Raw genomic sequence first — 21,211 nt, 5'->3', positions numbered from 1 at the left:
GGTGAAATTACTCAGCTTTACCTGCGTTGAGTTTGTCTTGCAATTCTTTTAACTCATCCCACTTGCCATCACGTGCTAATTCAGCTTGTGAAGCCCAAGTAGTTGGGTCATGCATTGCAAATTTCGAACCTGCAGCATCTAGAATTTCTTTGACTTTCTCGACAGGTGTTGCTGCTAAATCTGCAAAAGTAACAATTTCTGCGTTAATTAGCAAGTCTGCAATTTTCGGCCCAACACCTTCAATCAATTTCAAATCATCTCCTTCTGCTACTTTCTTTGCTTTTTTTGGCTTTGCTTCGGCGATTACCTCTTCAAAAACTATCGCTTCTACTTTAGCAACCGAACTTTTCACGGCTTTAGAAGAGGCTTCTTTATTAAAAGTTGCATCAACTATAGCAGAACCACCCACTTTTTCAATAGCTGCAATAGCAGATGTTGAAAAACCATTCGCACGCAAATTAACTGTTGCAGTCAATTCACCACGTCCTAAAATTTTAACTAAGTCAGATTTTGAAGTAAGTCCATTGTTATACAATACTCCTAAATCTATATTATTAATGCCCGTTTTGTCAAAAAGAGCTTGTATTGTATCTAAGTTGATTGCTTTATATTCAACACGATTGATATTTTTAAAACCAAACTTAGGCACACGACGTTGTAATGGCATTTGACCACCTTCAAAACCACGTTTTTGACTATAACCTGAGCGAGATTTAGCTCCTTTATGTCCACGTTTGGCTGTTCCACCACCGCCAGAACCATGTCCACGTCCTACTCTATCGTTTGCTTTTACTGACCCTTTCGCTGGTCTTAGTGACTCTAATTTCATCAGAATTCGATTATTTTAATCGGTTATTAAATACGCAATTCCGATTTTCGGAATCACTCGGCTATGCCTTTTACAATGATCAGCTTTTGTTTATTAATAACGAATTACCAATAAATTAACTTCAAAATGTAAATTTTAAGAATAAAAACTATTAAGAAGCTTATGCTTCTTCGATAACTAACAAGTGTTTCACTGCGTTAATCATACCCTTCATTGCAGGGTTTAGTTCTTTTTCTACTGTACGATTTAGTTTTCCAAGTCCCAAAGCCGCAATAGTGCGTTTTTGAACCTCTGGTCTGCCAATTGTACTTCTTACTTGTGTAATTTTTACCTTTGCCATTTTATTATTTATTCAAAGGTTCAAAATTCGATGTTCAATGTTCAATGTTCAATATAAAATTGAACTTTGAACGCTAAAAATTGAACTTTGAACTAATAAATTATCCGTTAAATACTTTATTCATTTTCACACTACGTTGGAAAGCGATTGTATGTGGTGCACGCATTTGACTAAGTGCATCAATAGTTGCTTTGACTACGTTGTGAGGATTTGATGAGCCTTTTGATTTCGCCAATACATTATGAATACCCGCTGCTTCCAAAACTGCACGCATCGCACCACCTGCAATAATTCCTGTTCCAGGAGCTGCTGGCTTTACAAACACAAATCCACCTGAAAATTTACCGTGAATTTCGTGAGGTACAGTATCATTAATAATTGGCACAGTAACTAAGTTTTTCTTAGCATCTTCAATCGCTTTGGCAATAGCCTCAGTTACTTCAAGTGCTTTACCCAAACCTTGTCCAACTACTCCTTTACCATCGCCGAGAACGACGATTGCTGAGAAGCTAAAACGACGACCACCTTTTACTACTTTTGCTACACGATTAATGGCGACTACTCTTTCTTTGAGTTCTGCCTCGTTTACTTTTGCTTTGTTCATTGATTCAGAATTTCAAGATTAGAATTTTAAACCGCCTTCTCTGGCACCTTCTGCTACAGCCTTAACATTACCATGATATAAATAACCATTACGGTCAAATACACAAGTTAAAATGCCTTTTTCAGTAGCTTTTTCAGCTATTTTTTTACCAACTTCTTTAGAGTTGTCAACTTTCACACCTTTCAAACCTAACTCAGTAGTTGAAGTAGCTGCCAAAGTAACGCCTTTTGAATCATCAATTAATTGTGCGTAAATGGCTGTATTTGAGCGAAAAACCGACAAACGTGGTCTCTCAGTTGTACCTGAGACCTTGCGACGGATACTCCACTTTATCTTTTGTCTTCTATCAGTTTTTACACTTGACATTGTTTTTGCTATTTTGAGATTTTCAGAAACAATATAATTATTTCTTTCGTCTTGTGTCTAATGATTATTTCTTCTTACCAGAGGTTTTACCAGCCTTACGACGTACAATTTCACCAACGAAACGAATACCTTTTCCTTTGTATGGTTCAACTTTACGAAGTGATTTGATTTTTGAAGCTACCAAACCAATCAGTTGTTTGTCTGTACCTTCAAGCGTAACCATCGGATTCTTACCTTTTTCCATAGCAGTTGTAACTTTCAACTCTAATGGAACAACGAAATAAACGTTGTGAGAAAAACCTAAGCTAAGATCAAGCACATTACCATTATTAGTAGCCTTGTAACCTACCCCAACAATTTCCATTTCAGTTTTGTAACCTGTGCTTACACCAATAACCATGTTATTGATTAAAGAACGATACAAACCATGAAGGGCTTTGTGACGTTTTTGTTCCGTTGGTCTTTCTACTTTCAATTCACCACCTTCGATAGCAATTGACATATCTGGATCAACTTTCTGTGTTAGTTCTCCCTTAGGCCCTTTTACAGTAACGATGTTTTGAGCATCTACTGAAATTGTTACGCCACCTGGGAAGGTAACTGGTTTTTTACCAATTCTTGACATTTTTTGATAGTTTAAGGCTTCAAAACACTTTCGTCGAACACGACGAGTTATTAGGAGCGGTCAACGAAAAATAACTATTAATTTGATTGATAGGTTTTTAAACCCAACAAAATTTTAAATTACTATTAATATACGTAGCACAATACCTCACCACCTACTTTCAATGAACGTGCTTCTTTGTCTGTCATTACTCCTTTTGAAGTAGAAACGATAGCAATACCTAAGCCATTTATTACACGTGGAATTTCGGTTGTACCAGCATATTTACGTAAACCTGGTTTTGAAACACGCTTCAATTCTACAATTGCAGATTGTTTCGTAACTGGATTATACTTTAATGCAATTTTGATTACGCCTTGAGGAGCAACTTCTTCGAATTTATAACTTTGAATAAAGCCTTTATCGTAAAGTACTTGAGTAATCGCTTTTTTGATGTTCGAAGCAGGGATCTCTACCACTCTATGACGTGCCTTTATGGCATTTCTGATTCTGGTAAGGAAGTCTGCTATTGGATCCGTTGTAATCATTTTTGATATTTAATTTTGGATACCTAAGCCAACATTAAGCAGTATCGTAAGCACGACTTTCTTAATTGGGCTGCAAAATTAGAGAATATTATTTAGAAAAAGTATTATAATGCTTGTTTTATTAGTGCCTTAATTGAATATTCTTGAATAAATTTAATTTTTTCAAAGAATACTTACATTATCAAAACAATAATACAAACATTATTACCAAGATGCTTTCGTAACTCCTGGAATTAAGCCTTTACCAGCCATTTCACGGAAGGTAACACGATTGATTCCAAACTTACGCATATAACCTCTCGGACGACCAGTCAATTGACAACGGTTGTGTAAACGAACTGGTGAAGAATTGCGGGGTAATTTATCTATGCCAATGAGATCGCCTGCTTCTTTTAGAGCAGCACGCTTGACAGCATATTTTGCTACACAAGCTATTTTTTTTCTATCTCTTGCTTTTATTGATTCTTTTGCCATTGTATGACTAAATTATAAATATCGAAATCTGAATATTATTTCTTAATGCTTGCAAATGGCATTCCCATTGCTTTCAATAATTCGTAGCCTTCTGCATCTGTTGGAGCTGATGTTACGAATGTTATGTCCATTCCTTGAATTTTGGAGATTTTGTCAATCGAAATTTCAGGGAAAATGATTTGTTCTACTACACCAAAGGTATAATTTCCACGACCATCAAATCCTTTATCACTAATACCTTTGAAGTCACGTACACGTGGAAGAGCAATAGCAGTCAAACGGTCAAGAAATTCGTACATTTTTTCTCCACGCAAGGTTACTTTTACACCAATTGGCATATTTTCACGAAGTTTGAAGTTTGATACAGCTTTCTTTGAGATTGTTGCCACTGCTTTTTGACCTGTAATGTTTGAAATTTCTTCCAAACTACTGTCAATCAATTTTTTATCGCCAGTTGCTGCACCTACACCACGATTTACTACAATTTTTTGTAGAACGGGTACTTGCATTACTGATTTATAGCCAAACTTTTCTTTCAAAGCTGGTACTATTTCTTTTGCGTACTTTTCTTTTAGACGTGCCATTTTTCTATTTGTTAGGAGGATTTCCGACCCTCTTAATAGTTATCAGTTCTTTGCTTTCATTAATTAGTTAATTAGATCTAAAACTAATTAACTCTAATAAAGTGTGAACTGGCAACTGTGAACTATATAAACTTACCTGTCTCTTTCGAGAATCTTTGTAATTTACCTTTGTCGTTTTCTTTACGTCCTGTACGAGTAGCGTTACCTGTTGAAGGGTCAACTACCATTACATTACTTATGTGAATCGAACCTGGGAATTCACGAATTTCACCTTGTGGTGTTGATGCAGAAGGTTTTACGTGTTTTTTCATGATGTTTACACCATCAACAACAACACGTTGTTTTTCTGACATCACTTCGATGATGCGTCCACGCTTACCTTTTGCGTTGCCAGAGATTACTTCAACAGTATCGCCTGAACGTACGTGGTGTTTCTGCTGCTTATTGGATTTTCTTTCCATTACTTTTGAAATTTGAAAATTTTGAAAGTTTATAATTTGATAATGAAATTGCAGAAATTTTATCTCTAAATTTCAATATGCTCAAATTAAAGAACTTCAGGAGCCAGAGAAACGATTTTCATGAATTGTTTCTCACGCAATTCGCGAGCAACAGGTCCAAAAATACGAGTGCCACGTGGCTCATCTTGGTTGTTTAATAGTACGACTGCGTTGTCTTCAAAACGAATGTATGTGCCATCCTTGCGACGAACTTCTTTAGTTGTTCTCACAACAACAGCTTTCGACACAGTTCCTTTCTTCATACTTGATGAAGATAAGGCTGATTTCACAGTAACGACAACTTTATCACCGATTGAGGCATAACGTTTACGTGTGCCACCCAAAACTCGGATAACAAGCACTTCTTTTGCACCACTATTATCGGCAACACCTGCTCTTGATTCTTGCTGTAACATTTTTTTATTGCTTTTGGGCTATTAGCTATTGGCTTTAAGTTTTCCATTTAAGAACAACTAAAGCTATTCGCTAAAAGCAAAATAATTACTTCGCTTTTTCTACGATTTCTACTAATCTCCAATTCTTGTTTTTGCTCAATGGACGAGTTTCTTGAATCTTAACAGTATCACCGATACCTACTTCATTCTTTTCGTCATGGAACATAAACTTCTTGGTTTTGAGCATAAACTTTCCGTATTTCGGATGCTTCAATTTACGAACAACAGTTACAACACCAGATTTGTCCATCTTGTTGCTTACTACCGTTCCGACACGCTCTTTTCTAAGATTTCTTTCCATTGTTCAGATACTTAATTTCCTGATTTATCAGGGATTTCTATAATTTATCTTGCGTTCAATTCGGTCATCAATTGAGCTATCAATCGGCGAGACTGACGAATACGCATCGGATTTTCGATGGGTGTAATTGCATGAGCAAATTGTAATTTTAATATTCTATCTTTTTCAAGAGAGATTGTTTGCTCAAGCTGCTCAGGTGACAATGCTGTGATTTCTGACTGTTTCATTTTTTTATTTGAACTTAACTGAGTTAGTAGTTAGATTTTATGTTTAAGAGTTTAGAACGTGCGAACACTTCAGAGAACTTATCACTTAGAAATCAAAACTGCAACGGCGAACCGCTCATCACTCAGAACTATTGTTATTATTCTGCTTCTTCTTGGTAGTCTCTACGTACTACAAACTTTGTTGCAACTGGTAGCTTTTGAGCTGCTAAACGAAGTGCTTCGCTTGCTACTGCAACTGATACACCTGTTGCTTCAAATAATATTGTACCTGGCTTAACACTGGCTACCCAGTATTCGGGAGCACCTTTACCTTTACCCATACGAACCTCTAAAGGTTTCTTTGTGATAGGTTTGTCTGGAAAAATACGAATCCATACTTGACCTTCTCGTTTCATTGCACGGGTAACACCGATACGTGCTGCTTCAATCTGACGAGAGGTAATTCTACCTGGCTCTAAAGATTTGATAGCGAATGTTCCGAAAGCTATCTCGTGTCCACGAGTGGCAAGACCTTTGATTCTGCCTTTTTGCTGCTTACGAAATTTGGTTCTTCTTGGTTGTAACATGATGCTATTATATTTTCAGCACTTTGTGCTTAATTTCAAGTTTCAAGTAATTAAGGTTTCAATGTTAAACTCGAAAATCGAAATTTGGAACTTGAAACTAAAGACTTATTTATCTCTTATTTGGTCCTCCAGGACCTCTATTATTGGTATTGCGATTGGCACCCGGACCGCCGCCACGATTATTATTGTTGCGACCTGCTGGACCACCTTTGTCTCCACCGCCTCTGTTATCGTCACGACCACCGCCTCTGCGGTCATCACGACCTCCATCACGTCCACCACCTCTACGGTCGTCACGTCCACCACGGTTTCCACCACCTTCGTTTCCTCTTTCAGCGTTAGCTTGTGCAGCACCACCACCTGCTGGAGTCAAATCACGTTTTCCGAAGACTTCGCCTTTGAAAACCCAAACTTTGATACCAATTTTACCGTAAACGGTTAAGGCTTCTGATATTGCATAGTCTATATCTGCACGAATTGTATGCAAAGGAATTCGTCCTTCTTTGTACATTTCGTTACGTGCCATCTCTGCACCTGCTAAACGACCACCTAATTTCACTTTAATACCTTGAGCACCAACACGAACGGCAGCTTGAATAGCTTGTTTCATGGCACGACGGTAAGAAATACGAGCTTCAAGTTGTTGAGCAATTGATTCTCCGATTAATTTCGCATCCAATTCTGGACGTTTAATTTCGTAGATATTGATTTGCACATCTTTGCTTGTCAATTTCTTTAACTCTTCCTTAATCTTATCGACCTCGTTACCTCCTTTACCTATAACAACACCCGGACGGGCAGTGTGAATAGTAAGAGTGATACGCTTTAAGGTACGCTCGATAACTACTTTCGAAATGGCACCTTTTGGAATACGAGCTGAAACGTACTTACGAATTTCTTGGTCTTCGACAAGTTTCTCGGCAAATGTTTTGCCGCCATACCAATTGGAATCCCAACCTCTGATATAGCCAAGTCTAAAACTTACAGGATTTATTTTTTGTCCCATTGGTAATTTTCTTTACTTTATTAAGCAATACGAGTAGTGTATCGTTTGCTATTTGATGAATTAAACTGCACTATCTACAACGATTGTCAGGTGATGTGAACGCTTGCGGATACGATGTCCACGTCCTTGCGGAGCTGGTCTCATACGCTTCAACATACGGCCACCGTCAATGAAAATTGTTTTTACGAATAATTCGGCTTCTTCAATTTTCAAGTCTTCGTTCTTTTGTTGCCAGTTGGCAACAGCCGATAACAAGACTTTTTTAATAACTGGTGCTGCGTGTTGAGGTTGAAATGTCAAAATCCCCAAAGCCTGACTTACCTTCATTCCCCTGATAAGGTCAATTACTAATCTCGCCTTACGAGGTGTAGTTGGGTAATCACTAAGTTTTGCTACTGCTTCCATTTTATACAAATGTAGACGGGGTCGCCCGTGCGATTAAGAATTAAGAATTAAGAATTTAAAGTTCTTGTCGAATTTTAAATGTAGAAATCAATTCTACATTCTATATTCTTAATTCCTCATTACAATTATTATCTTTTACCTTTATCTTTCTTTGCTACGTGACCACGGAAGTTACGAGTTGGTGAAAACTCACCAAGTTTGTGCCCTACCATGTTATCAGTTACATATACTGGAATAAACTTATTTCCATTGTGTACTGCGAAGGTGTGACCAATGAAATCTGGAGAAATCATTGAGCGACGTGACCACGTTTTGATTACTGATTTTTTGCCAGAGGCATTCATATCGACAATTTTCTTGTCAAGACGAAAATCAATATATGGTCCTTTTTTGAGTGAACGAGCCATTTTATAGTTCTAAGTTCTGAGTTTTGAGTTCTGAATTCTAAAGAAATCAAAACTTTAAAACTGCTTAATGATTATTTACTTCTTCTTGAAATGATTAACTGACTTGAAGGCTTAGTCTTGTCACGAGTCTTTTTACCTTTCGCTAATAAACCATTACGTGAACGTGGATGACCTCCCGAAGCACGACCTTCACCACCACCCATCGGGTGATCAACGGGGTTCATGGCTACACCACGAACTCTTGGGCGAACCCCTAACCAACGCTTACGACCTGCTTTTCCGTAGGTAACATTCATGTGGTCAGTATTTGAAACAGTTCCAACAGTTGCGATACAAGTTGCTAAAACCATTCTCATTTCACCTGATGGCATTTTCAAGGTAACATATTTGCCATCTTTTGCCAATACTTGAGCGTACGTTCCTGCACTACGTGCCATTTGAGCACCTTTACCTGGTTGTAGTTCAATATTGTGTATAATTGTACCAAGTGGCATATTACCAATTGGAAGGGCATTGCCAATTTCAGGGGCTACTGCCGAGCCTGAAACAACTATTTGACCCACTTTCAAACCTTGAGGAGAAATGATATAGGCTTTCTCACCATCAGTATATTGTACTAAAGCAATACGAGCTGTACGATTTGGGTCGTATTCGATAGTCTTTACTTCAGCCGCAACATCAAACTTATTTCTTTTAAAATCAATAAGGCGATATCTACGCTTGTGACCTCCACCAATATAGCGAGCTGTACGGTGTCCTTCGTTGTTACGTCCACCCGACCTTTTGATTGCTACGAGCAAACTTTTCTCAGGCTTATTTGTCGTGATTTCAGAGAAATCAGGAGCAATGCGATGACGTTGTCCGGGTGTGTTTGGTTTAATTTTCTTAATACCCATTGTTTCAATACCCTACCTTAAAAACAGTAAGGAAATTTTAATTTGCGTTTGAAATTTTGCACCTACTGTGTAGGTATACTTTTTTCTAAGCTCTTATTATTTTACTCTTAATGAAAGAGTAGGCTTACAAATTTTCGTAGAAGTCTATCAAATCTCCTTCTTTAAGCGTAACAATTGCTTTCTTGAAGGTTGATGTTAAACCTGATGATGCTCTTCCACGTGTCATTCTCGATTTCTTTTTACCGATTTGACGAACAGTGTTTACGTCAGTAACGCTTACACCATACATTTTCTCGACAGCTTTTCCGATTTCGATTTTGTTTGCGTTCATGTCCACCTCGAACACAAATTTACCTGCTGTGGTAAGTTTTTGTGATTTTTCGGTAACGATTGGTCTTTTGAGTACGCTCATTTCTGTATAATTTATGAATTAAGATAAATCTTAGTTCAATATTGATTCAATTTTTGAAACTGCACCTTCGCTGATAAGAATTTTGTCAGCATTTATCAAGTCATAGGTGCTTACTTGATCGGCACTTAATACTTTTGTTCTTGGAATATTACGTGCTGATAAATAAACATTATCATCATTCGATGAAATAATAAACAATGTTTTGCTACCTGTCAATGATAATGCACCAAGGAATGTCAAGTAAGATTTTGTCTTTGGAGCGTCGAAAGTAAAGTCTTCGATAATTGAAACGTTATTTTCTTTAACTCTTGAAGAAAGAACTGACTTACGAGCCAATACTTTTATTTTCTTATTCAATTTGAAGTCGTAATCACGTGGAGTTGGACCGAATACACGACCACCACCTACGAAAATTGGAGCTTTGGTCGAGCCGTGACGAGCACCGCCTGAACCTTTTTGACGAACAATCTTCTTAGTAGAACGATTAACTTCTGCTCTTTGCTTTGACTTGTGTGTACCTTGACGTTGGTTTGCCAAATAGTGCTTTACATCTAAGTAAACTACGTGTTGGTTTGGCTCGATTCCAAAAACATCATCTGCCAACGTTACCGTGCGACCTGTTTCTTTTCCGTTTTTGTTTATTACTGCTAAATTCATTGGTATGTGCTGTATTTTTTCGATGTCGTTCAGTTTCGACCTTTAACCCATTGAATTCCTTTTATAGGGAATAGATTGGGATATTATTTATGTAATGTAATGTAAGAGTTTTTTGCTCCTGGAATTGAACCATTCACAATGATTAAATTTTGCTCTGTCATTACTTTCAATACTTTCAAGTTTTGAATTGTGGTGCGAGTGTTACCCATACGACCACCCATTCTAACACCTTTGAATACACGTGATGGAAATGAACAAGCTCCAATTGAACCTGGGTGACGACCTCTGTTGTGCTGACCGTGTGTTTGACCACCAACTCCAGCAAATCCGTGACGCTTCACAACTCCTTGAAAACCGCGTCCTTTTGAATTTCCTGAAATATCTAAGAAATCTCCTTCTGCAAAAACATCTTCTACACGAATTGTTTCTCCAAGAGCATATTGCTTTTCAAATTCTTTGAATTCAATCAATTTACGCTTAGGTGTTGTACCCGCTTTTTTGAAATGACCTACAAGTGGGCGACTAGTGTTTTTCTCTTTCTTTTCGCCGTAACCTAATTGAATGGCAGTGTAGCCATCTTTCTCTTCGGTACGAACCTGAGTTACAACACAAGGACCTGCTTCTATCAAAGTACAAGGTACTGCTTGACCTTCTGCGTTGAAGATAGTTGTCATTCCAACCTTCTTTCCAATAATTCCAGACATGGTATTTTACGCTTTATTTTGCTAATGTAACCTATAACTTTCAAACCATTCCAGTACAGTGTTTCTGAACTGGGGTGCAAAATTCGTAAAAATTTTGCTAGATAACAAATTATAGACCAAAAATAATTTACTTTTTTTCAGAGGTTGATTTTCATCAACTTAAACTTTGCACAACAAACCGCTTGGGTAAGGTCGTAATAAGGTGCAGGATGATTCCTTGTTGCCTTGCTGTGATTCCTGTAAATGTTCAATAGCTTTCGGAGACCGTTTCAAATGAGTGAATTATAGAAATAGCAATGCTATTTTATTTACTCTCAACAGTCAATAGTCAAATTGGTTTCTTGAATGATTCAAGACTTCATTTGACCACAGAAGATTACTCCGTTTCTTAATGAGAATGCAAAGGTAAGATTTTGTTTTATTAGATGCAAACATTGTGTGGAAATATTTTTTAATTTATTTGGTGGTACAATGAAGCCTGTACTATTTAGTCAAATCTCTACTAAAAAAGAATCGTAATTAAAAAAGGAGCGTACTAAACGCTCCTTCGGGTTATCAATCATTTTCTTTTAAAATTATTCAGCATAAGATTCTATAGGCTCACAAGCACAAACTAAATTTCTATCACCAAAAGCTGAGTCTATACGGCTCACAGTTGCCCAAAATTTATTAGCTTTTACGTAAGGAAGTGGATATGCTGCTTTTTCTCTTGAATAAGATTTTGTCCAATTTTCTACCAAAACAACGGCCGTTGTGTGCGGAGCATTTTTCAATACATTGTCAGTCTTATCTACATTTCCTGCTTCAATTTCTCGAATTTCTTCTCGAATACTCAATAAAGCATCGCAGAAACGGTCAAGTTCAGCCTTTGATTCTGATTCGGTTGGCTCAATCATCAAAGTTCCAGCTACTGGAAACGAAAGCGTAGGAGCATGAAAATTATAATCCATTAAACGCTTGGCTACGTCTTCTGCTTCAACCCCAGCCGATGCTTTGAATGGTCGTAAATCAACAATCATTTCGTGTGCACAACGTCCGCTTGCTGCTGTATAAAGGATTTGAAATTCGCCTTCTAAGCGAGTTTTGATATAATTGGCATTAAGAATAGCAATTTTTGTGGCGTTTGTTAAGCCTTCGCCGCCCATCATGGCGATGTAAGCATACGAAATAGTCAAAATACTGGCACTTCCGTATGGAGCGGCCGAGATTCCATGAATACCTGATTTTCCACCCATGTCAACTACGGCGTTGCTTGGTAAAAACTCAGCTAAATGTTGTGCCACACCAATTGGCCCCATGCCCGGGCCACCACCACCGTGAGGGATACAGAAAGTTTTGTGTAAGTTGAGGTGACAAACATCCGCTCCAATTGTGGCTGGCGAAGTTAAACCAACTTGGGCATTCATATTTGCCCCATCCATATAAACTTGTCCTCCGTGTGAATGAATCAAGCTACAAATTTCTTTGATAGATTCTTCAAAAACACCATGTGTTGAAGGATATGTTACCATCAAACAAGCTAAATTATCTGCATACTGCTCTGTTTTTGCTCGCAAATCAGCAACATCAATATTTCCTTTTTCATCACATTTACTAACGACTACGGTCATTCCTGCCATTACTGCCGAAGCTGGATTTGTGCCATGTGCCGATGATGGAATTAAGGCAATATTTCTATGTGAATCACCCCTACTTTCATGGTATGCACGAATAACCATTAAACCTGCATATTCGCCTTGAGCTCCCGAATTTGGCTGCAATGACATTTCTGAAAATCCTGTTATTTCACAAAGCCAGTCATTCAGGTTTTCAAAAAGTTGCTGATAACCTTTGGTTTGATTTTTTGGAGCAAAAGGATGTATTTTTCCAAACTCTGGCCAAGTAACGGGAATCATTTCGGCCGTTGCATTAAGTTTCATGGTACAACTCCCCAACGAAATCATTGAGTGTACCAAAGACAAATCTTTATTTTCTAATGATTTCAAATATCGTAACATTTCATGCTCAGTATGATAACTACTAAAAACAGGGTGTGTCATGAAATCAGAAGTACGATTTAAGCCCACCGAAAAACTGATATCTATTTCAGATTTTAAGTTTATGGTAGTACTTTTACCATTGGCATCGGCAAAAATATTGAGCAATTGTTCAACATCTGCAAGTGTTTTTGTTTCGTCAAAAGCTACACCAACATTGCCATTGTCATAATAACGAAGGTTAATTTTTTGGGTTTCAGCAATTTCTTTAATTTTACTATTATCTTCGGTATGAATCGTGATTGTATCAAAGTAATTTTTGGTAATAACCTGATAGTCAAGACCTTCCATTGATTCGACAAAAAGCTTGGTCAAGCCATGAATCTTTCCTGCAATGCTTTTCAAACCTTTTGGCCCGTGATAAACACCATAAGCGGATGCCATTACCGACAATAAAACTTGGGCAGTACAAATATTTGATGTAGCTTTTTCACGACGAATATGTTGCTCACGGGTTTGCAAGGCCATACGCAAAGCACGATTGCCCTGTGAATCAACCGATACCCCAATAATACGTCCTGGAATATGGCGTTTGTAGATATCTTTTGTGGCAAAAAATGCTGCATGTGGCCCCCCATAACCCATCGGAACGCCGAGTCTTTGGGAAGAACCAACTACTACATCAGCTCCCATTTCACCAGGGGGCGTGAGTAGGGTTAATGATAATAAATCAGTGGCTACTGATGTAAAAACATTGAGTTCGTGAGCAGTCGAAATCAAATCGGCATAGTCATAAACTTCCCCATTGGAGGCTGGATATTGCAATAAAACTCCGTATAAATCTTCGTTTGTCAAGTCATAAGTCGTATGATTTCCAACTGTAACATTAATACCCAAAGGTTTTGCACGACCAATCACCAAATCAATTGTTTGTGGATGGCAAAGCTCTGAAACAAAGAAGGTTTGGGCGGTTTTTTTAGTAGCAGGACGCAAACTATGCAACATAGTCATGGCTTCGGCAGCGGCTGTTCCTTCGTCCAACAATGAAGCGTTGGCGATTTCCATCCCTGTCAAATCAATAATCATTGTTTGAAAATTCAACAACATTTCCAAGCGGCCTTGTGCGATTTCGGCTTGATATGGCGTGTAGGCTGTGTACCAAGCTGGATTTTCTAAGATATTTCTTAAAATCACATTCGGCACAACGGTATCGTAATAGCCCGTTCCGATAAATGATTTGAATATTTTGTTTTTCTGAGCTAATACTCTGAAATCAGCCAAAAAATCAACTTCCGACTTTGCCGCAGGCAAGTTAAGTGGTTTTTTTAAACGAATTTGTTCGGGAACAGTTTCGTTGATAAGTGTTTCGAGCGAATCAACTCCGATAATTTGGAGCATGGCTTGCAGGTCATTTTCGCTTTTGCCGTGATGACGATTTTCAAAGGATTCTTGAGCAATAAGATTTACTTTCATCGGGAGGAGTCAATGAGTGAATGAGTGAGTTTGTCAATGAGTGAATGTTTTTCTCTTAAAAACTTGTTGCAAAGATAATAAAATAATAAATTAGTTGTTGAAACAAATTGTTAGAAATTTAGAGAAATTTTACTGAATATTTTTTTCTAACAGTATATTTCATCTAAAAGAAGCGTATATTTTAGAGAAAATATCTATTTGAGAGTGCGATTTGTATAAACATTGAAAATTTTGGAGCATGTAGTAATTAAGAAAAGTAATCGTTTGTATCCATTTATATTGAGTAAATAATATCTTTGTTTCGTTAAAAACTGCAAAAATGCCTTTCAAAATAGTTATGGTAGCAGACCACCTAATCTTCAACGACGAAATCAAGCTTTTGTTTAATCAATCGGTTGATTATGAGGTAGTTGATGAAGAAATCTATGATAAAAAAATCATTTCTGTTTGTGCTACTCTCCTACCTTAGTTTTTTGGTTTGGGTTTAAATTTAGAAGGTAAAGACTCTATTGATTCAATTTCTGAAATAATAATTTGCTTTCCAAACCTCAAAAATCTTGATTTTTTCGTCTTATCAAACGTCCGCTCTCATCAAAAAAACCTTAGCCTTGGTGTAGAGGGCTATTTGTTGAAAGATGCTACAAAGAAAGATTAGTTGGAGGTATTTTCTTCAATAAATTAAGGGAGATTAATTTGAGTAAATCACCTTCAAACCGTGTCAGCGTTTAGTTATGAATCTTAGATTCAAGTCATAGATGCAACTTTATCTTGTGAGGGTTTGCTAAGAAAGCAAAATTGCAGTGACTTTTGGTGGTGATTACGACTGTGCTTTTAAGAAAAAGCCTTCAATTACACCCACTAATTTGTGCTTTGAAAACGCTACCCGCTTTTACTTCAAAAGTTGGATTTATTAAAATAGATTTTCCTGAAATGAAATTTACCTCATTTCCACTTTGGATTTGGGTTGTTGAGCCGTTTTGCACAGAAATTTCATTGCTCGACTGGAAAGTTCCTGAAGTAACAGTTCCTGAAAAACTCAGATTAGTCAGACAAAACGGATTGCTCCATCGAGCTTCGGTAGCAAGACTATTGTCGGTTAATGTCTTCAAAAATGCTACCAAAGCACTTTTTTGTACAGTAATAAAATTAAGCCTCACGGGCGTACCATTAGGATTTTTAAGCGGATTTGAAAGATTAGGATGTGCTTGAATACCACTATTATAATGTTCTACGACTTGTTCAAGCGTTGAAAACCTACCATCGTGCATAAAAGGTGCGGTTAATTCAATATTTCTGATTGATGAATTTTTGAAAGCTCCTATCAAATTGTTTCTCACAGGAGCAACTCCTCCAACGCCAGAGTCGATAGTTACTAAATCAAGTCCATTGTTTTCTGGTCTTACGCTTATAAATGCTTCACTATTATGGCAACCAGCACAGCCACCACCACCAATGTTCGCACCATTAACAATGTTTATAGGAGTTAAAAACAACTGTTTACCTTGATTTTCTTGTGTTGTAAAATTGGGGAATGGATTGTTTCGATTATTTACTTGGACTCTACCAACATCATATTTACTCTGATAGCTAATAATGCTTCTTACAAATTGAGCCAAAGCCTTCGAAACCCTGTCATTGGTAACGGCATTGTCTCCGAAAGCATTGATAAATAGTTGATTGTAATAAGGTTGTGCTGAAACTCTTTGAGAAATTTGTATTGCCGTTAAGCCCATTTCGGTAGCATCTTGCAGCGGAAGTAGCACCTGAGTTTCCAAAGTTGCAGCTCTTTCGTCCCAGAAAAAACGACCATTTTCATAATATCGAGCATTGATTAATGTCATTCCGTGTCTGCCAGTTGTGCCACCTGCAAAACCAACACCTAAAACCCTCGAATCACTAAAACCTTCAGTTGCTTTATGACACGAAGCACAAGAAACCGTTCGGTTAAGACTTAGATTTTTATCATAAAAAAGCACTCTCCCGAGCGTTGCACCATTATTGGTAATTGGATTTGCCACAGGCGTATTATCAATTCCAACAACAGATGCTGTAAAATACGCAGGTAAAGTATTGTTATATTCGAAAGGAATTGCTGGAAGATTGAGATAATCAGTAATCTTTATTTCTTTGGCAGCGGTCATTAAAAAAAAAAGAAAAGTGCCAAGAAGTAATTTTTTGAGATTCATAGTTTAGGTTTAATGATTGTGGTTAGTGAGATAGACGAGATTTTTTGTTTTTTAGATGCACTTGATTATTTTTTCTTGTGCTAGAAAAAGTTTCTTTGCACATAAAAAAAAACCGACATTTCATAGCTTTGAAATATCGGTTATTATTGAACGCAGTATTAATAAAACAACTTCTTTAAATGTAACTTATTGCATTTCGGGGAATTTCTTCAATTATTAGTGCTGAAATTACAATAATTTAGCCCACGTATCTTGTCATATTGCAACGATGCCAACGGATGCGACGGGAAGAGAGAAATAACAATGCCCCCAGATTGCTAAATTGCCCACTAAACTTCTTCTAAAAGTGTACTAAATAACACAAATTTTCCTCTGAAAAGCATATTATGTCTATCCAAAAGTTGTTCCTTAAAATTCATTTCAAAACTCATGTAGTCTTCCATGTCGTTGAAATAAAACTGAAAAGAATAAGTATTTCCACCATTTTCAACCTCAGTCAAAAGTTTGAAAGTCAAATATTTGGTTGGAAGTTTAGTTTCCATCACAGCGGGTATAAAATTTGATTTCATCCATTTCAACCATTGGTCGTGGATTCTGTTTTCGATGTTGAAAGTGATGTTGAAAAGGAGCATGGAAATTTAGTTTTCGTGGTTAATTCAACAAAGTTCGGAAAGATTTTTGGTCTTGTTCCTACCGAGTTTAATTTTTCTTTGCGTTCTTTGTAATCAAAATATTTAGGAATTCGATTATCCCCCACTATATTCGTTCAAAAAATGTTCAAAAAAATCCTTCCTCAGCTCATCGCAATCGTTGGTTTTGTGCTTGTAAGCTTTATTTATGCTTCGCCTCTTTTACAAGGTAAGCGACTGGCTATGCACGATACTCAAATGGCTGCTGCTTCTGCCAAAGAAGTAAATGATTTTCATACCCAAACAGGCGAATGGGCTTGGTGGACAAACTCCATGTTTGGCGGAATGCCCAGTTTTATGGTGGCTGGCGACTACGAAAATAGTTTGCCTACCAAAATAGGCTCGTTTTACATGAATTCAATACCATCGCCAGCCAATGTTTTAATATTGTTGATGCTCGGTTTCTTTGTGCTGATGCGAGTGCTAAAAGTAAATAATTGGCTGGGTTTCTTTGGAGCAATTGCCTACGCTTTTAATACTTATAACTTACTTTTCCTCGAAGCAGGACACATTTCCAAAATCATTGCTATTGCTTTTGCTCCCGCCGTTTTTGCTTCTTTTATCGCAGTTTTTCGAGGAAGATATTTGCTCGGAGCAGCCATGACAACTTTCTTTATGGCGATGGAGTTTTATGGAAATCACCCTCAAATTACTTATTATTTATTCTTTTTATTAGGAATTTATGTTCTTTTTGAAAGTTATTTACACGTAAAGAAAGGTAATTTTTCGGGACTTTTGAAAGCCTTCGCCATTGTTTTGGTTGGCTCGGCAATTGGCATGGGTACGCACGGAATGCACCTATGGAACAACTTCGTTTACTCGAAAGAAACTACTCGTGGAAAATCCGAATTGACTTTGGGAAATCTCAACCAGTCGGCAGATGGTTTGGGCAGAGATTATGCATTTTCGTATAGCCCAGGCAAAGTCGAAACTTTGACCTTATTAGCTCCAAATTTTGTAGGTGGTGCATCACGAGAGAATTTGGGAGAAAAATCTGAAACCTATAAAATGCTTATAAATAAAGGTGTTGACCAAACAACTGCTTCGCAATTTGCTTCGAGTTTACCTCTTTATTTTGGGCCACAGTCGTATGTTTCAGGTCCAAATTATTCGGGAATTATCATTTTGTTTTTGTTTATTTTAGGTATGATTCTCTTACGAGATGGCTTACGATATGTGCTTTTATTGACCACAATTTTGTATTTATTTATTGGTTGGGGAAGCAATTTTAGTAGTTTCAACTTTTTTATGTTCGATAATTTCCCATACTTCAACAAGTTTAGAGATAGCAAAATGATTGTCACCCTCATGCACTTGTGTTTTGTGATGGGTGCGATGCTTGGTGTCAAAAAAATCATGGATGATAAGCTGACTTTCAATGACTTAAAGAAACCTTTGCTTTATAGTTTAGGTGGGCTTTTGTTAGTAATGATTGTAGGTTATTTTTCACTTGATTTTCAGTCTGCAGGTGATGCAGAAATGCTAAAAGGTATGGCTCAGTCGAACGGCAAAGACTTTGCTAACTCGTTTATCACTTCGCTCATTGCCGACCGTCAATCTATGGTAATGAGTGATTTGTTTCGCTCGGTTTTCTTGTTAGCACTCGCTGCGGGCTTGATTTGGGCATTTTCTACGAATAAAATTAAACCAACAGTTTTTATAGCTGTTTTAGGAATCTTAACAGTGTTGGACTTGACATTGATAGACAAGCGTTATTTCAATAATGAAGATTATCAACCAAAATCAAGAGTTGCTGAAACTTTCAATCCTTCACCTGCCAATGAGCAGATTTTGCAAGACAAAGACCCTAATTTTCGAGTAGTCGATATGGCAACCAATCAAGGTTTTTTCGCCGATGCTACGGCTTCGTATTTTCATAAATCAATTGGTGGGTATCATGGTGCAAAATTGAAGCGAATTCAAGAATTATATGACAATGCCATGACGAAGGATGGTAAATATAATATTCCTGTTTTTAATATGTTGAATACTAAATACTTCATTACACCGACACAAGATGGAGGAGTAGCTGCTCAGCTTAATCCAGATGCTTTAGGTAATGCTTGGTTTGTAAATGAAGTAAAAACAGTAAAAAATGCTGATGAAGAAATTAAATCAGTAGGCAATTTTAATCCTCGTGCAGTCGCCTTCGTTGACCAAAGATTTGAACAATATTTTAAAGAAAAATCGCTAAAACAAGATACTACGGCAAGCATCAAGTTGACAGATTATAAACCAAATTTCTTAACTTACGAATCTAATTCTGCTTCAAGCCAAGTAGCAATTTTTTCAGAAATTTATTACCGTGGAAACGAGGATTGGAAGTCTTACGTGGACGGACAAGAAACACCTCATTTCAGAGCTGATTATGTGCTTCGTGCGATGGTTGTTCCAGCAGGAAAACATAAAATAGAATTCAAATTTAAACCAAAATCAGTTGTAATCGGTGCAAAAATAGATTTATTTGCTTCAATTGCGATGGTTTTACTCGTGATTGGGGCTTTGGTGATGGAGTTTAGAAATGTGAAGAAAAAATCTTAATATATTTGTTAGTGTAAATTTACCGTTGCAGATTTATAATTAGTAATACTTAAAAATAACCAAGATAATTAGAAAAAAGCCTTAGAAATAAGTCGTAAGTTCCTGATCATCAAGCAAATAAACCATGAATTGTATTCTGTGTAATAGTGATAAAGTAAAGGTTTTGGAAGACATTGAACCCTCAATTTTGAAAAAAATTTACGAACAAAAAAAGATTAAAGTTGGACATTTTTTCAAGTCAGAAAAACTAAATCTGTGCGAATGTCAGTCATGTAATTTACTTTATTTTGCTCCCCCCGCCGTAGGAGATGGCGTTTTTTATGGCGAATTACAACAAAAAATACAAGGTTATTATCTGAAAGAAAAAGAAGATTTTGTGCTGGCAGCCAAACATATCAAACAAGGCGAAAGCGTGCTTGAAATTGGCTGTGGTGAAGGAAATTTTACTAATTATCTCAAAACCGATAATTATGTCGGACTCGAATTCAACGAAGATGCCATTGCCATTGCTCAGAAAAAAGGGCTTAATGTCATTAATCAATCAATCGAGGATTTTGCCAAGCAAAACCCCGAAAAATATGATGTTGCGTGCTATTTTCAGGTGTTGGAACATGTGCCAGAACCTAATCAATTTATCACAGAATCGCTAAAATGTTTAAAAAAAGGTGGAAAACTCATCTTTGCGGTGCCAAGTGAAGATACATTTTTGCGTTACGGTGTAAATCTATTTCTCAATGCTCCGCCGCACCACATCACTCGCTGGCGAGATACCGTTTTTACTGAAATGCAAAAAAGTTTTCCAATCAAACTTAAAGGCATTTTTCACGAAAACCTTCACGAAATTCACCACGTTTTTTATCTTCAATGTACAATTTATCATAAATTACGTAGTTTGTTGGGCATTCCATTCAAAAACTTTGTTCGGAACAATAATAAATCTTACACCCTTTTCAAAGTAAGCTTTATATTGAGCCAAATTTTTTCACCCATTTATTTTTTATTCAATAAAGACGCAATCGGACAATCGGTAATTGTGGTTTATGAGAAGGTGTAGGTTTTGGAAGTTTGATTTGAAAATCATTTCCCAACCCAACCCGGACCACGTACAAATCGACCAGATTTCACACCGGTATGAATACCATCTTTTAGCACTTGCTGACCATTGACCAAGACATGAATCATGCCTTCAGATAATTGATGAGGTTTTTCAAAAGTAGCTTTATCTTGAATTTTCATTGGGTCGAAAATTACGATGTCGGCATAATTCCCTACCTTCAACCGGCCCCTTTTTTGGATTTTTAAATTATCACAAGGCAACGAAGTGAGCTTTCTAATTGCTTCTTGAAGCGTAATAACTTTTTCGTCACGCACATATTTTCCAAGCAAACGAGCAAAATTTCCGTAAGCACGAGGATGGTTGCTCGATTTTAAAAATATCCCTTCGGGAGCCATAGAGGCTGC

Annotated in this window: 26 protein-coding genes and 1 pseudogene; 3 read left to right on the top strand and 24 right to left on the bottom strand. The window is 37.1% G+C overall.

Features of this window, described 5'->3' with window-relative positions:
- Positions 1–391: 391 nt before the first annotated feature.
- The 21 genes and pseudogenes from rplO to gcvP form a co-directional block, all read right to left on the bottom strand.
- A pseudogene (gene rplO, locus ACH2CJ_RS05405) lies at positions 392–829 on the bottom strand (50S ribosomal protein L15); the annotation flags it as partial.
- 160 nt (positions 830–989) lie between these two features.
- Complete coding sequence (gene rpmD / locus ACH2CJ_RS05400) at positions 990–1,169, bottom strand: 50S ribosomal protein L30 (protein WP_394991224.1); 180 nt, start codon at positions 1,167–1,169, stop codon at positions 990–992.
- Between the two features lie 100 nt (positions 1,170–1,269).
- Positions 1,270–1,773: a 30S ribosomal protein S5 gene (gene rpsE, locus ACH2CJ_RS05395; RefSeq protein ID WP_394991223.1), complete on the bottom strand. Its 504-nt coding sequence runs from the start codon at positions 1,771–1,773 to the stop codon at positions 1,270–1,272.
- Positions 1,774–1,791: 18 nt separating this feature from the next.
- Positions 1,792–2,139 carry a 50S ribosomal protein L18 gene (gene rplR / locus ACH2CJ_RS05390; protein ID WP_394991222.1) on the bottom strand — a complete coding sequence of 116 codons (348 nt, stop codon included), beginning with the start codon at positions 2,137–2,139 and terminating at the stop codon, positions 1,792–1,794.
- Positions 2,140–2,203: 64 nt separating this feature from the next.
- The gene (rplF, locus tag ACH2CJ_RS05385; protein WP_394991221.1) at positions 2,204–2,764 is read right to left on the bottom strand and encodes a 50S ribosomal protein L6; all 561 of its coding nucleotides are present in this window, start codon (positions 2,762–2,764) and stop codon (positions 2,204–2,206) included.
- Positions 2,765–2,889: 125 nt separating this feature from the next.
- A complete protein-coding gene (gene rpsH / locus ACH2CJ_RS05380) occupies positions 2,890–3,291 on the bottom strand; it encodes a 30S ribosomal protein S8 (protein WP_394991220.1) in 402 nt (133 codons plus the stop codon).
- Positions 3,292–3,495: 204 nt separating this feature from the next.
- Positions 3,496–3,765 (bottom strand): 30S ribosomal protein S14, encoded by a 270-nt coding sequence (rpsN, locus tag ACH2CJ_RS05375; RefSeq protein WP_394991219.1) that lies wholly within the window; start codon positions 3,763–3,765, stop codon positions 3,496–3,498.
- Between the two features lie 35 nt (positions 3,766–3,800).
- Complete coding sequence (gene rplE / locus ACH2CJ_RS05370; RefSeq protein WP_394991218.1) at positions 3,801–4,349, bottom strand: 50S ribosomal protein L5; 549 nt, start codon at positions 4,347–4,349, stop codon at positions 3,801–3,803.
- Positions 4,350–4,471: 122 nt separating this feature from the next.
- On the bottom strand, positions 4,472–4,810 hold the full coding sequence (rplX, locus tag ACH2CJ_RS05365; RefSeq protein ID WP_394991217.1) for a 50S ribosomal protein L24: 339 nt from the start codon (positions 4,808–4,810) through the stop codon (positions 4,472–4,474).
- An 86-nt stretch (positions 4,811–4,896) separates the two neighbouring features.
- Positions 4,897–5,265, bottom strand: a complete 369-nt coding sequence (gene rplN, locus ACH2CJ_RS05360; protein WP_394991216.1) for a 50S ribosomal protein L14 — start codon at positions 5,263–5,265, stop codon at positions 4,897–4,899.
- Between the two features lie 85 nt (positions 5,266–5,350).
- The gene (gene rpsQ / locus ACH2CJ_RS05355; protein ID WP_394991215.1) at positions 5,351–5,605 is read right to left on the bottom strand and encodes a 30S ribosomal protein S17; all 255 of its coding nucleotides are present in this window, start codon (positions 5,603–5,605) and stop codon (positions 5,351–5,353) included.
- Between the two features lie 44 nt (positions 5,606–5,649).
- A complete protein-coding gene (rpmC, locus tag ACH2CJ_RS05350; RefSeq protein ID WP_394991214.1) occupies positions 5,650–5,832 on the bottom strand; it encodes a 50S ribosomal protein L29 in 183 nt (60 codons plus the stop codon).
- 137 nt (positions 5,833–5,969) lie between these two features.
- Positions 5,970–6,398 carry a 50S ribosomal protein L16 gene (gene rplP, locus ACH2CJ_RS05345; RefSeq protein ID WP_394991213.1) on the bottom strand — a complete coding sequence of 143 codons (429 nt, stop codon included), beginning with the start codon at positions 6,396–6,398 and terminating at the stop codon, positions 5,970–5,972.
- 109 nt (positions 6,399–6,507) lie between these two features.
- The gene (gene rpsC / locus ACH2CJ_RS05340; protein ID WP_394991212.1) at positions 6,508–7,404 is read right to left on the bottom strand and encodes a 30S ribosomal protein S3; all 897 of its coding nucleotides are present in this window, start codon (positions 7,402–7,404) and stop codon (positions 6,508–6,510) included.
- Between the two features lie 60 nt (positions 7,405–7,464).
- Positions 7,465–7,809 (bottom strand): 50S ribosomal protein L22, encoded by a 345-nt coding sequence (gene rplV, locus ACH2CJ_RS05335; protein ID WP_394991211.1) that lies wholly within the window; start codon positions 7,807–7,809, stop codon positions 7,465–7,467.
- Between the two features lie 128 nt (positions 7,810–7,937).
- Positions 7,938–8,216: a 30S ribosomal protein S19 gene (rpsS, locus tag ACH2CJ_RS05330; protein ID WP_394991210.1), complete on the bottom strand. Its 279-nt coding sequence runs from the start codon at positions 8,214–8,216 to the stop codon at positions 7,938–7,940.
- Between the two features lie 71 nt (positions 8,217–8,287).
- Complete coding sequence (rplB, locus tag ACH2CJ_RS05325) at positions 8,288–9,112, bottom strand: 50S ribosomal protein L2 (protein ID WP_394991209.1); 825 nt, start codon at positions 9,110–9,112, stop codon at positions 8,288–8,290.
- A gap of 124 nt (positions 9,113–9,236) precedes the next feature.
- A complete protein-coding gene (gene rplW / locus ACH2CJ_RS05320) occupies positions 9,237–9,524 on the bottom strand; it encodes a 50S ribosomal protein L23 (protein ID WP_394991208.1) in 288 nt (95 codons plus the stop codon).
- Positions 9,525–9,554: 30 nt separating this feature from the next.
- The gene (rplD, locus tag ACH2CJ_RS05315) at positions 9,555–10,181 is read right to left on the bottom strand and encodes a 50S ribosomal protein L4 (RefSeq protein WP_394991207.1); all 627 of its coding nucleotides are present in this window, start codon (positions 10,179–10,181) and stop codon (positions 9,555–9,557) included.
- A gap of 83 nt (positions 10,182–10,264) precedes the next feature.
- A complete protein-coding gene (gene rplC, locus ACH2CJ_RS05310) occupies positions 10,265–10,885 on the bottom strand; it encodes a 50S ribosomal protein L3 (RefSeq protein ID WP_394991206.1) in 621 nt (206 codons plus the stop codon).
- 575 nt (positions 10,886–11,460) lie between these two features.
- Positions 11,461–14,334 carry an aminomethyl-transferring glycine dehydrogenase gene (gene gcvP, locus ACH2CJ_RS05305; RefSeq protein WP_394991205.1) on the bottom strand — a complete coding sequence of 958 codons (2,874 nt, stop codon included), beginning with the start codon at positions 14,332–14,334 and terminating at the stop codon, positions 11,461–11,463.
- A gap of 319 nt (positions 14,335–14,653) precedes the next feature.
- Between gcvP and ACH2CJ_RS05300 the strand changes: the two genes are divergently transcribed.
- Complete coding sequence (locus ACH2CJ_RS05300; RefSeq protein WP_394991204.1) at positions 14,654–14,803, top strand: hypothetical protein; 150 nt, start codon at positions 14,654–14,656, stop codon at positions 14,801–14,803.
- Between the two features lie 376 nt (positions 14,804–15,179).
- On the opposite strand, the gene ACH2CJ_RS05295 is transcribed toward ACH2CJ_RS05300, so the two are convergent.
- Both ACH2CJ_RS05295 and ACH2CJ_RS05290 read right to left on the bottom strand, forming a co-directional pair.
- On the bottom strand, positions 15,180–16,520 hold the full coding sequence (locus ACH2CJ_RS05295) for a cytochrome-c peroxidase (RefSeq protein ID WP_394991203.1): 1,341 nt from the start codon (positions 16,518–16,520) through the stop codon (positions 15,180–15,182).
- A 329-nt stretch (positions 16,521–16,849) separates the two neighbouring features.
- Positions 16,850–17,152, bottom strand: coding sequence for a DUF4286 family protein (locus ACH2CJ_RS05290; protein ID WP_394991202.1), 303 nt, complete (start codon positions 17,150–17,152; stop codon positions 16,850–16,852).
- 141 nt (positions 17,153–17,293) lie between these two features.
- Between ACH2CJ_RS05290 and ACH2CJ_RS05285 the strand changes: the two genes are divergently transcribed.
- Both ACH2CJ_RS05285 and ACH2CJ_RS05280 read left to right on the top strand, forming a co-directional pair.
- Complete coding sequence (locus ACH2CJ_RS05285) at positions 17,294–19,750, top strand: hypothetical protein (protein WP_394991201.1); 2,457 nt, start codon at positions 17,294–17,296, stop codon at positions 19,748–19,750.
- Between the two features lie 124 nt (positions 19,751–19,874).
- Positions 19,875–20,804, top strand: a complete 930-nt coding sequence (locus tag ACH2CJ_RS05280) for a class I SAM-dependent methyltransferase (protein ID WP_394991200.1) — start codon at positions 19,875–19,877, stop codon at positions 20,802–20,804.
- Between the two features lie 23 nt (positions 20,805–20,827).
- Here the strand turns inward: ACH2CJ_RS05280 and ACH2CJ_RS05275 are convergent, their stop codons facing one another.
- Entirely contained in the window at positions 20,828–21,202 is a 375-nt protein-coding gene (locus ACH2CJ_RS05275) for an amidohydrolase family protein (RefSeq protein ID WP_394991199.1), read from the bottom strand.
- Positions 21,203–21,211: the final 9 nt, after the last annotated feature.

It is taken from the genome of Emticicia sp., from assembly GCF_043780375.1.
In the GTDB taxonomy this organism is placed as follows: Bacteria; Bacteroidota; Bacteroidia; order Cytophagales; family Spirosomataceae; genus Emticicia.
This window is presented reverse-complemented; position numbering and strand designations above follow the sequence as displayed.

What these genes read in the sequence shown, in the direction of transcription:
- rpmD (WP_394991224.1), bottom strand. Translation starts at nt 1,169, where the DNA reads ATGGCAAAGGTAAAAATTACACAAGTAAGAAGTACAATTGGCAGACCA.
- rpsE (WP_394991223.1), bottom strand. Translation starts at nt 1,773, where the DNA reads ATGAACAAAGCAAAAGTAAACGAGGCAGAACTCAAAGAAAGAGTAGTC.
- rplR (WP_394991222.1), bottom strand. Translation starts at nt 2,139, where the DNA reads ATGTCAAGTGTAAAAACTGATAGAAGACAAAAGATAAAGTGGAGTATC.
- rplF (WP_394991221.1), bottom strand. Translation starts at nt 2,764, where the DNA reads ATGTCAAGAATTGGTAAAAAACCAGTTACCTTCCCAGGTGGCGTAACA.
- rpsH (WP_394991220.1), bottom strand. Translation starts at nt 3,291, where the DNA reads ATGATTACAACGGATCCAATAGCAGACTTCCTTACCAGAATCAGAAAT.
- rpsN (WP_394991219.1), bottom strand. Translation starts at nt 3,765, where the DNA reads ATGGCAAAAGAATCAATAAAAGCAAGAGATAGAAAAAAAATAGCTTGT.
- rplE (WP_394991218.1), bottom strand. Translation starts at nt 4,349, where the DNA reads ATGGCACGTCTAAAAGAAAAGTACGCAAAAGAAATAGTACCAGCTTTG.
- rplX (WP_394991217.1), bottom strand. Translation starts at nt 4,810, where the DNA reads ATGGAAAGAAAATCCAATAAGCAGCAGAAACACCACGTACGTTCAGGC.
- rplN (WP_394991216.1), bottom strand. Translation starts at nt 5,265, where the DNA reads ATGTTACAGCAAGAATCAAGAGCAGGTGTTGCCGATAATAGTGGTGCA.
- rpsQ (WP_394991215.1), bottom strand. Translation starts at nt 5,605, where the DNA reads ATGGAAAGAAATCTTAGAAAAGAGCGTGTCGGAACGGTAGTAAGCAAC.
- rpmC (WP_394991214.1), bottom strand. Translation starts at nt 5,832, where the DNA reads ATGAAACAGTCAGAAATCACAGCATTGTCACCTGAGCAGCTTGAGCAA.
- rplP (WP_394991213.1), bottom strand. Translation starts at nt 6,398, where the DNA reads ATGTTACAACCAAGAAGAACCAAATTTCGTAAGCAGCAAAAAGGCAGA.
- rpsC (WP_394991212.1), bottom strand. Translation starts at nt 7,404, where the DNA reads ATGGGACAAAAAATAAATCCTGTAAGTTTTAGACTTGGCTATATCAGA.
- rplV (WP_394991211.1), bottom strand. Translation starts at nt 7,809, where the DNA reads ATGGAAGCAGTAGCAAAACTTAGTGATTACCCAACTACACCTCGTAAG.
- rpsS (WP_394991210.1), bottom strand. Translation starts at nt 8,216, where the DNA reads ATGGCTCGTTCACTCAAAAAAGGACCATATATTGATTTTCGTCTTGAC.
- rplB (WP_394991209.1), bottom strand. Translation starts at nt 9,112, where the DNA reads ATGGGTATTAAGAAAATTAAACCAAACACACCCGGACAACGTCATCGC.
- rplW (WP_394991208.1), bottom strand. Translation starts at nt 9,524, where the DNA reads ATGAGCGTACTCAAAAGACCAATCGTTACCGAAAAATCACAAAAACTT.
- rplD (WP_394991207.1), bottom strand. Translation starts at nt 10,181, where the DNA reads ATGAATTTAGCAGTAATAAACAAAAACGGAAAAGAAACAGGTCGCACG.
- rplC (WP_394991206.1), bottom strand. Translation starts at nt 10,885, where the DNA reads ATGTCTGGAATTATTGGAAAGAAGGTTGGAATGACAACTATCTTCAAC.
- gcvP (WP_394991205.1), bottom strand. Translation starts at nt 14,334, where the DNA reads ATGAAAGTAAATCTTATTGCTCAAGAATCCTTTGAAAATCGTCATCAC.
- ACH2CJ_RS05300 (WP_394991204.1), top strand. Translation starts at nt 14,654, where the DNA reads ATGCCTTTCAAAATAGTTATGGTAGCAGACCACCTAATCTTCAACGAC.
- ACH2CJ_RS05295 (WP_394991203.1), bottom strand. Translation starts at nt 16,520, where the DNA reads ATGAATCTCAAAAAATTACTTCTTGGCACTTTTCTTTTTTTTTTAATG.
- ACH2CJ_RS05290 (WP_394991202.1), bottom strand. Translation starts at nt 17,152, where the DNA reads ATGCTCCTTTTCAACATCACTTTCAACATCGAAAACAGAATCCACGAC.
- ACH2CJ_RS05285 (WP_394991201.1), top strand. Translation starts at nt 17,294, where the DNA reads ATGTTCAAAAAAATCCTTCCTCAGCTCATCGCAATCGTTGGTTTTGTG.
- ACH2CJ_RS05280 (WP_394991200.1), top strand. Translation starts at nt 19,875, where the DNA reads ATGAATTGTATTCTGTGTAATAGTGATAAAGTAAAGGTTTTGGAAGAC.
- ACH2CJ_RS05275 (WP_394991199.1), bottom strand. Translation starts at nt 21,202, where the DNA reads ATGGCTCCCGAAGGGATATTTTTAAAATCGAGCAACCATCCTCGTGCT.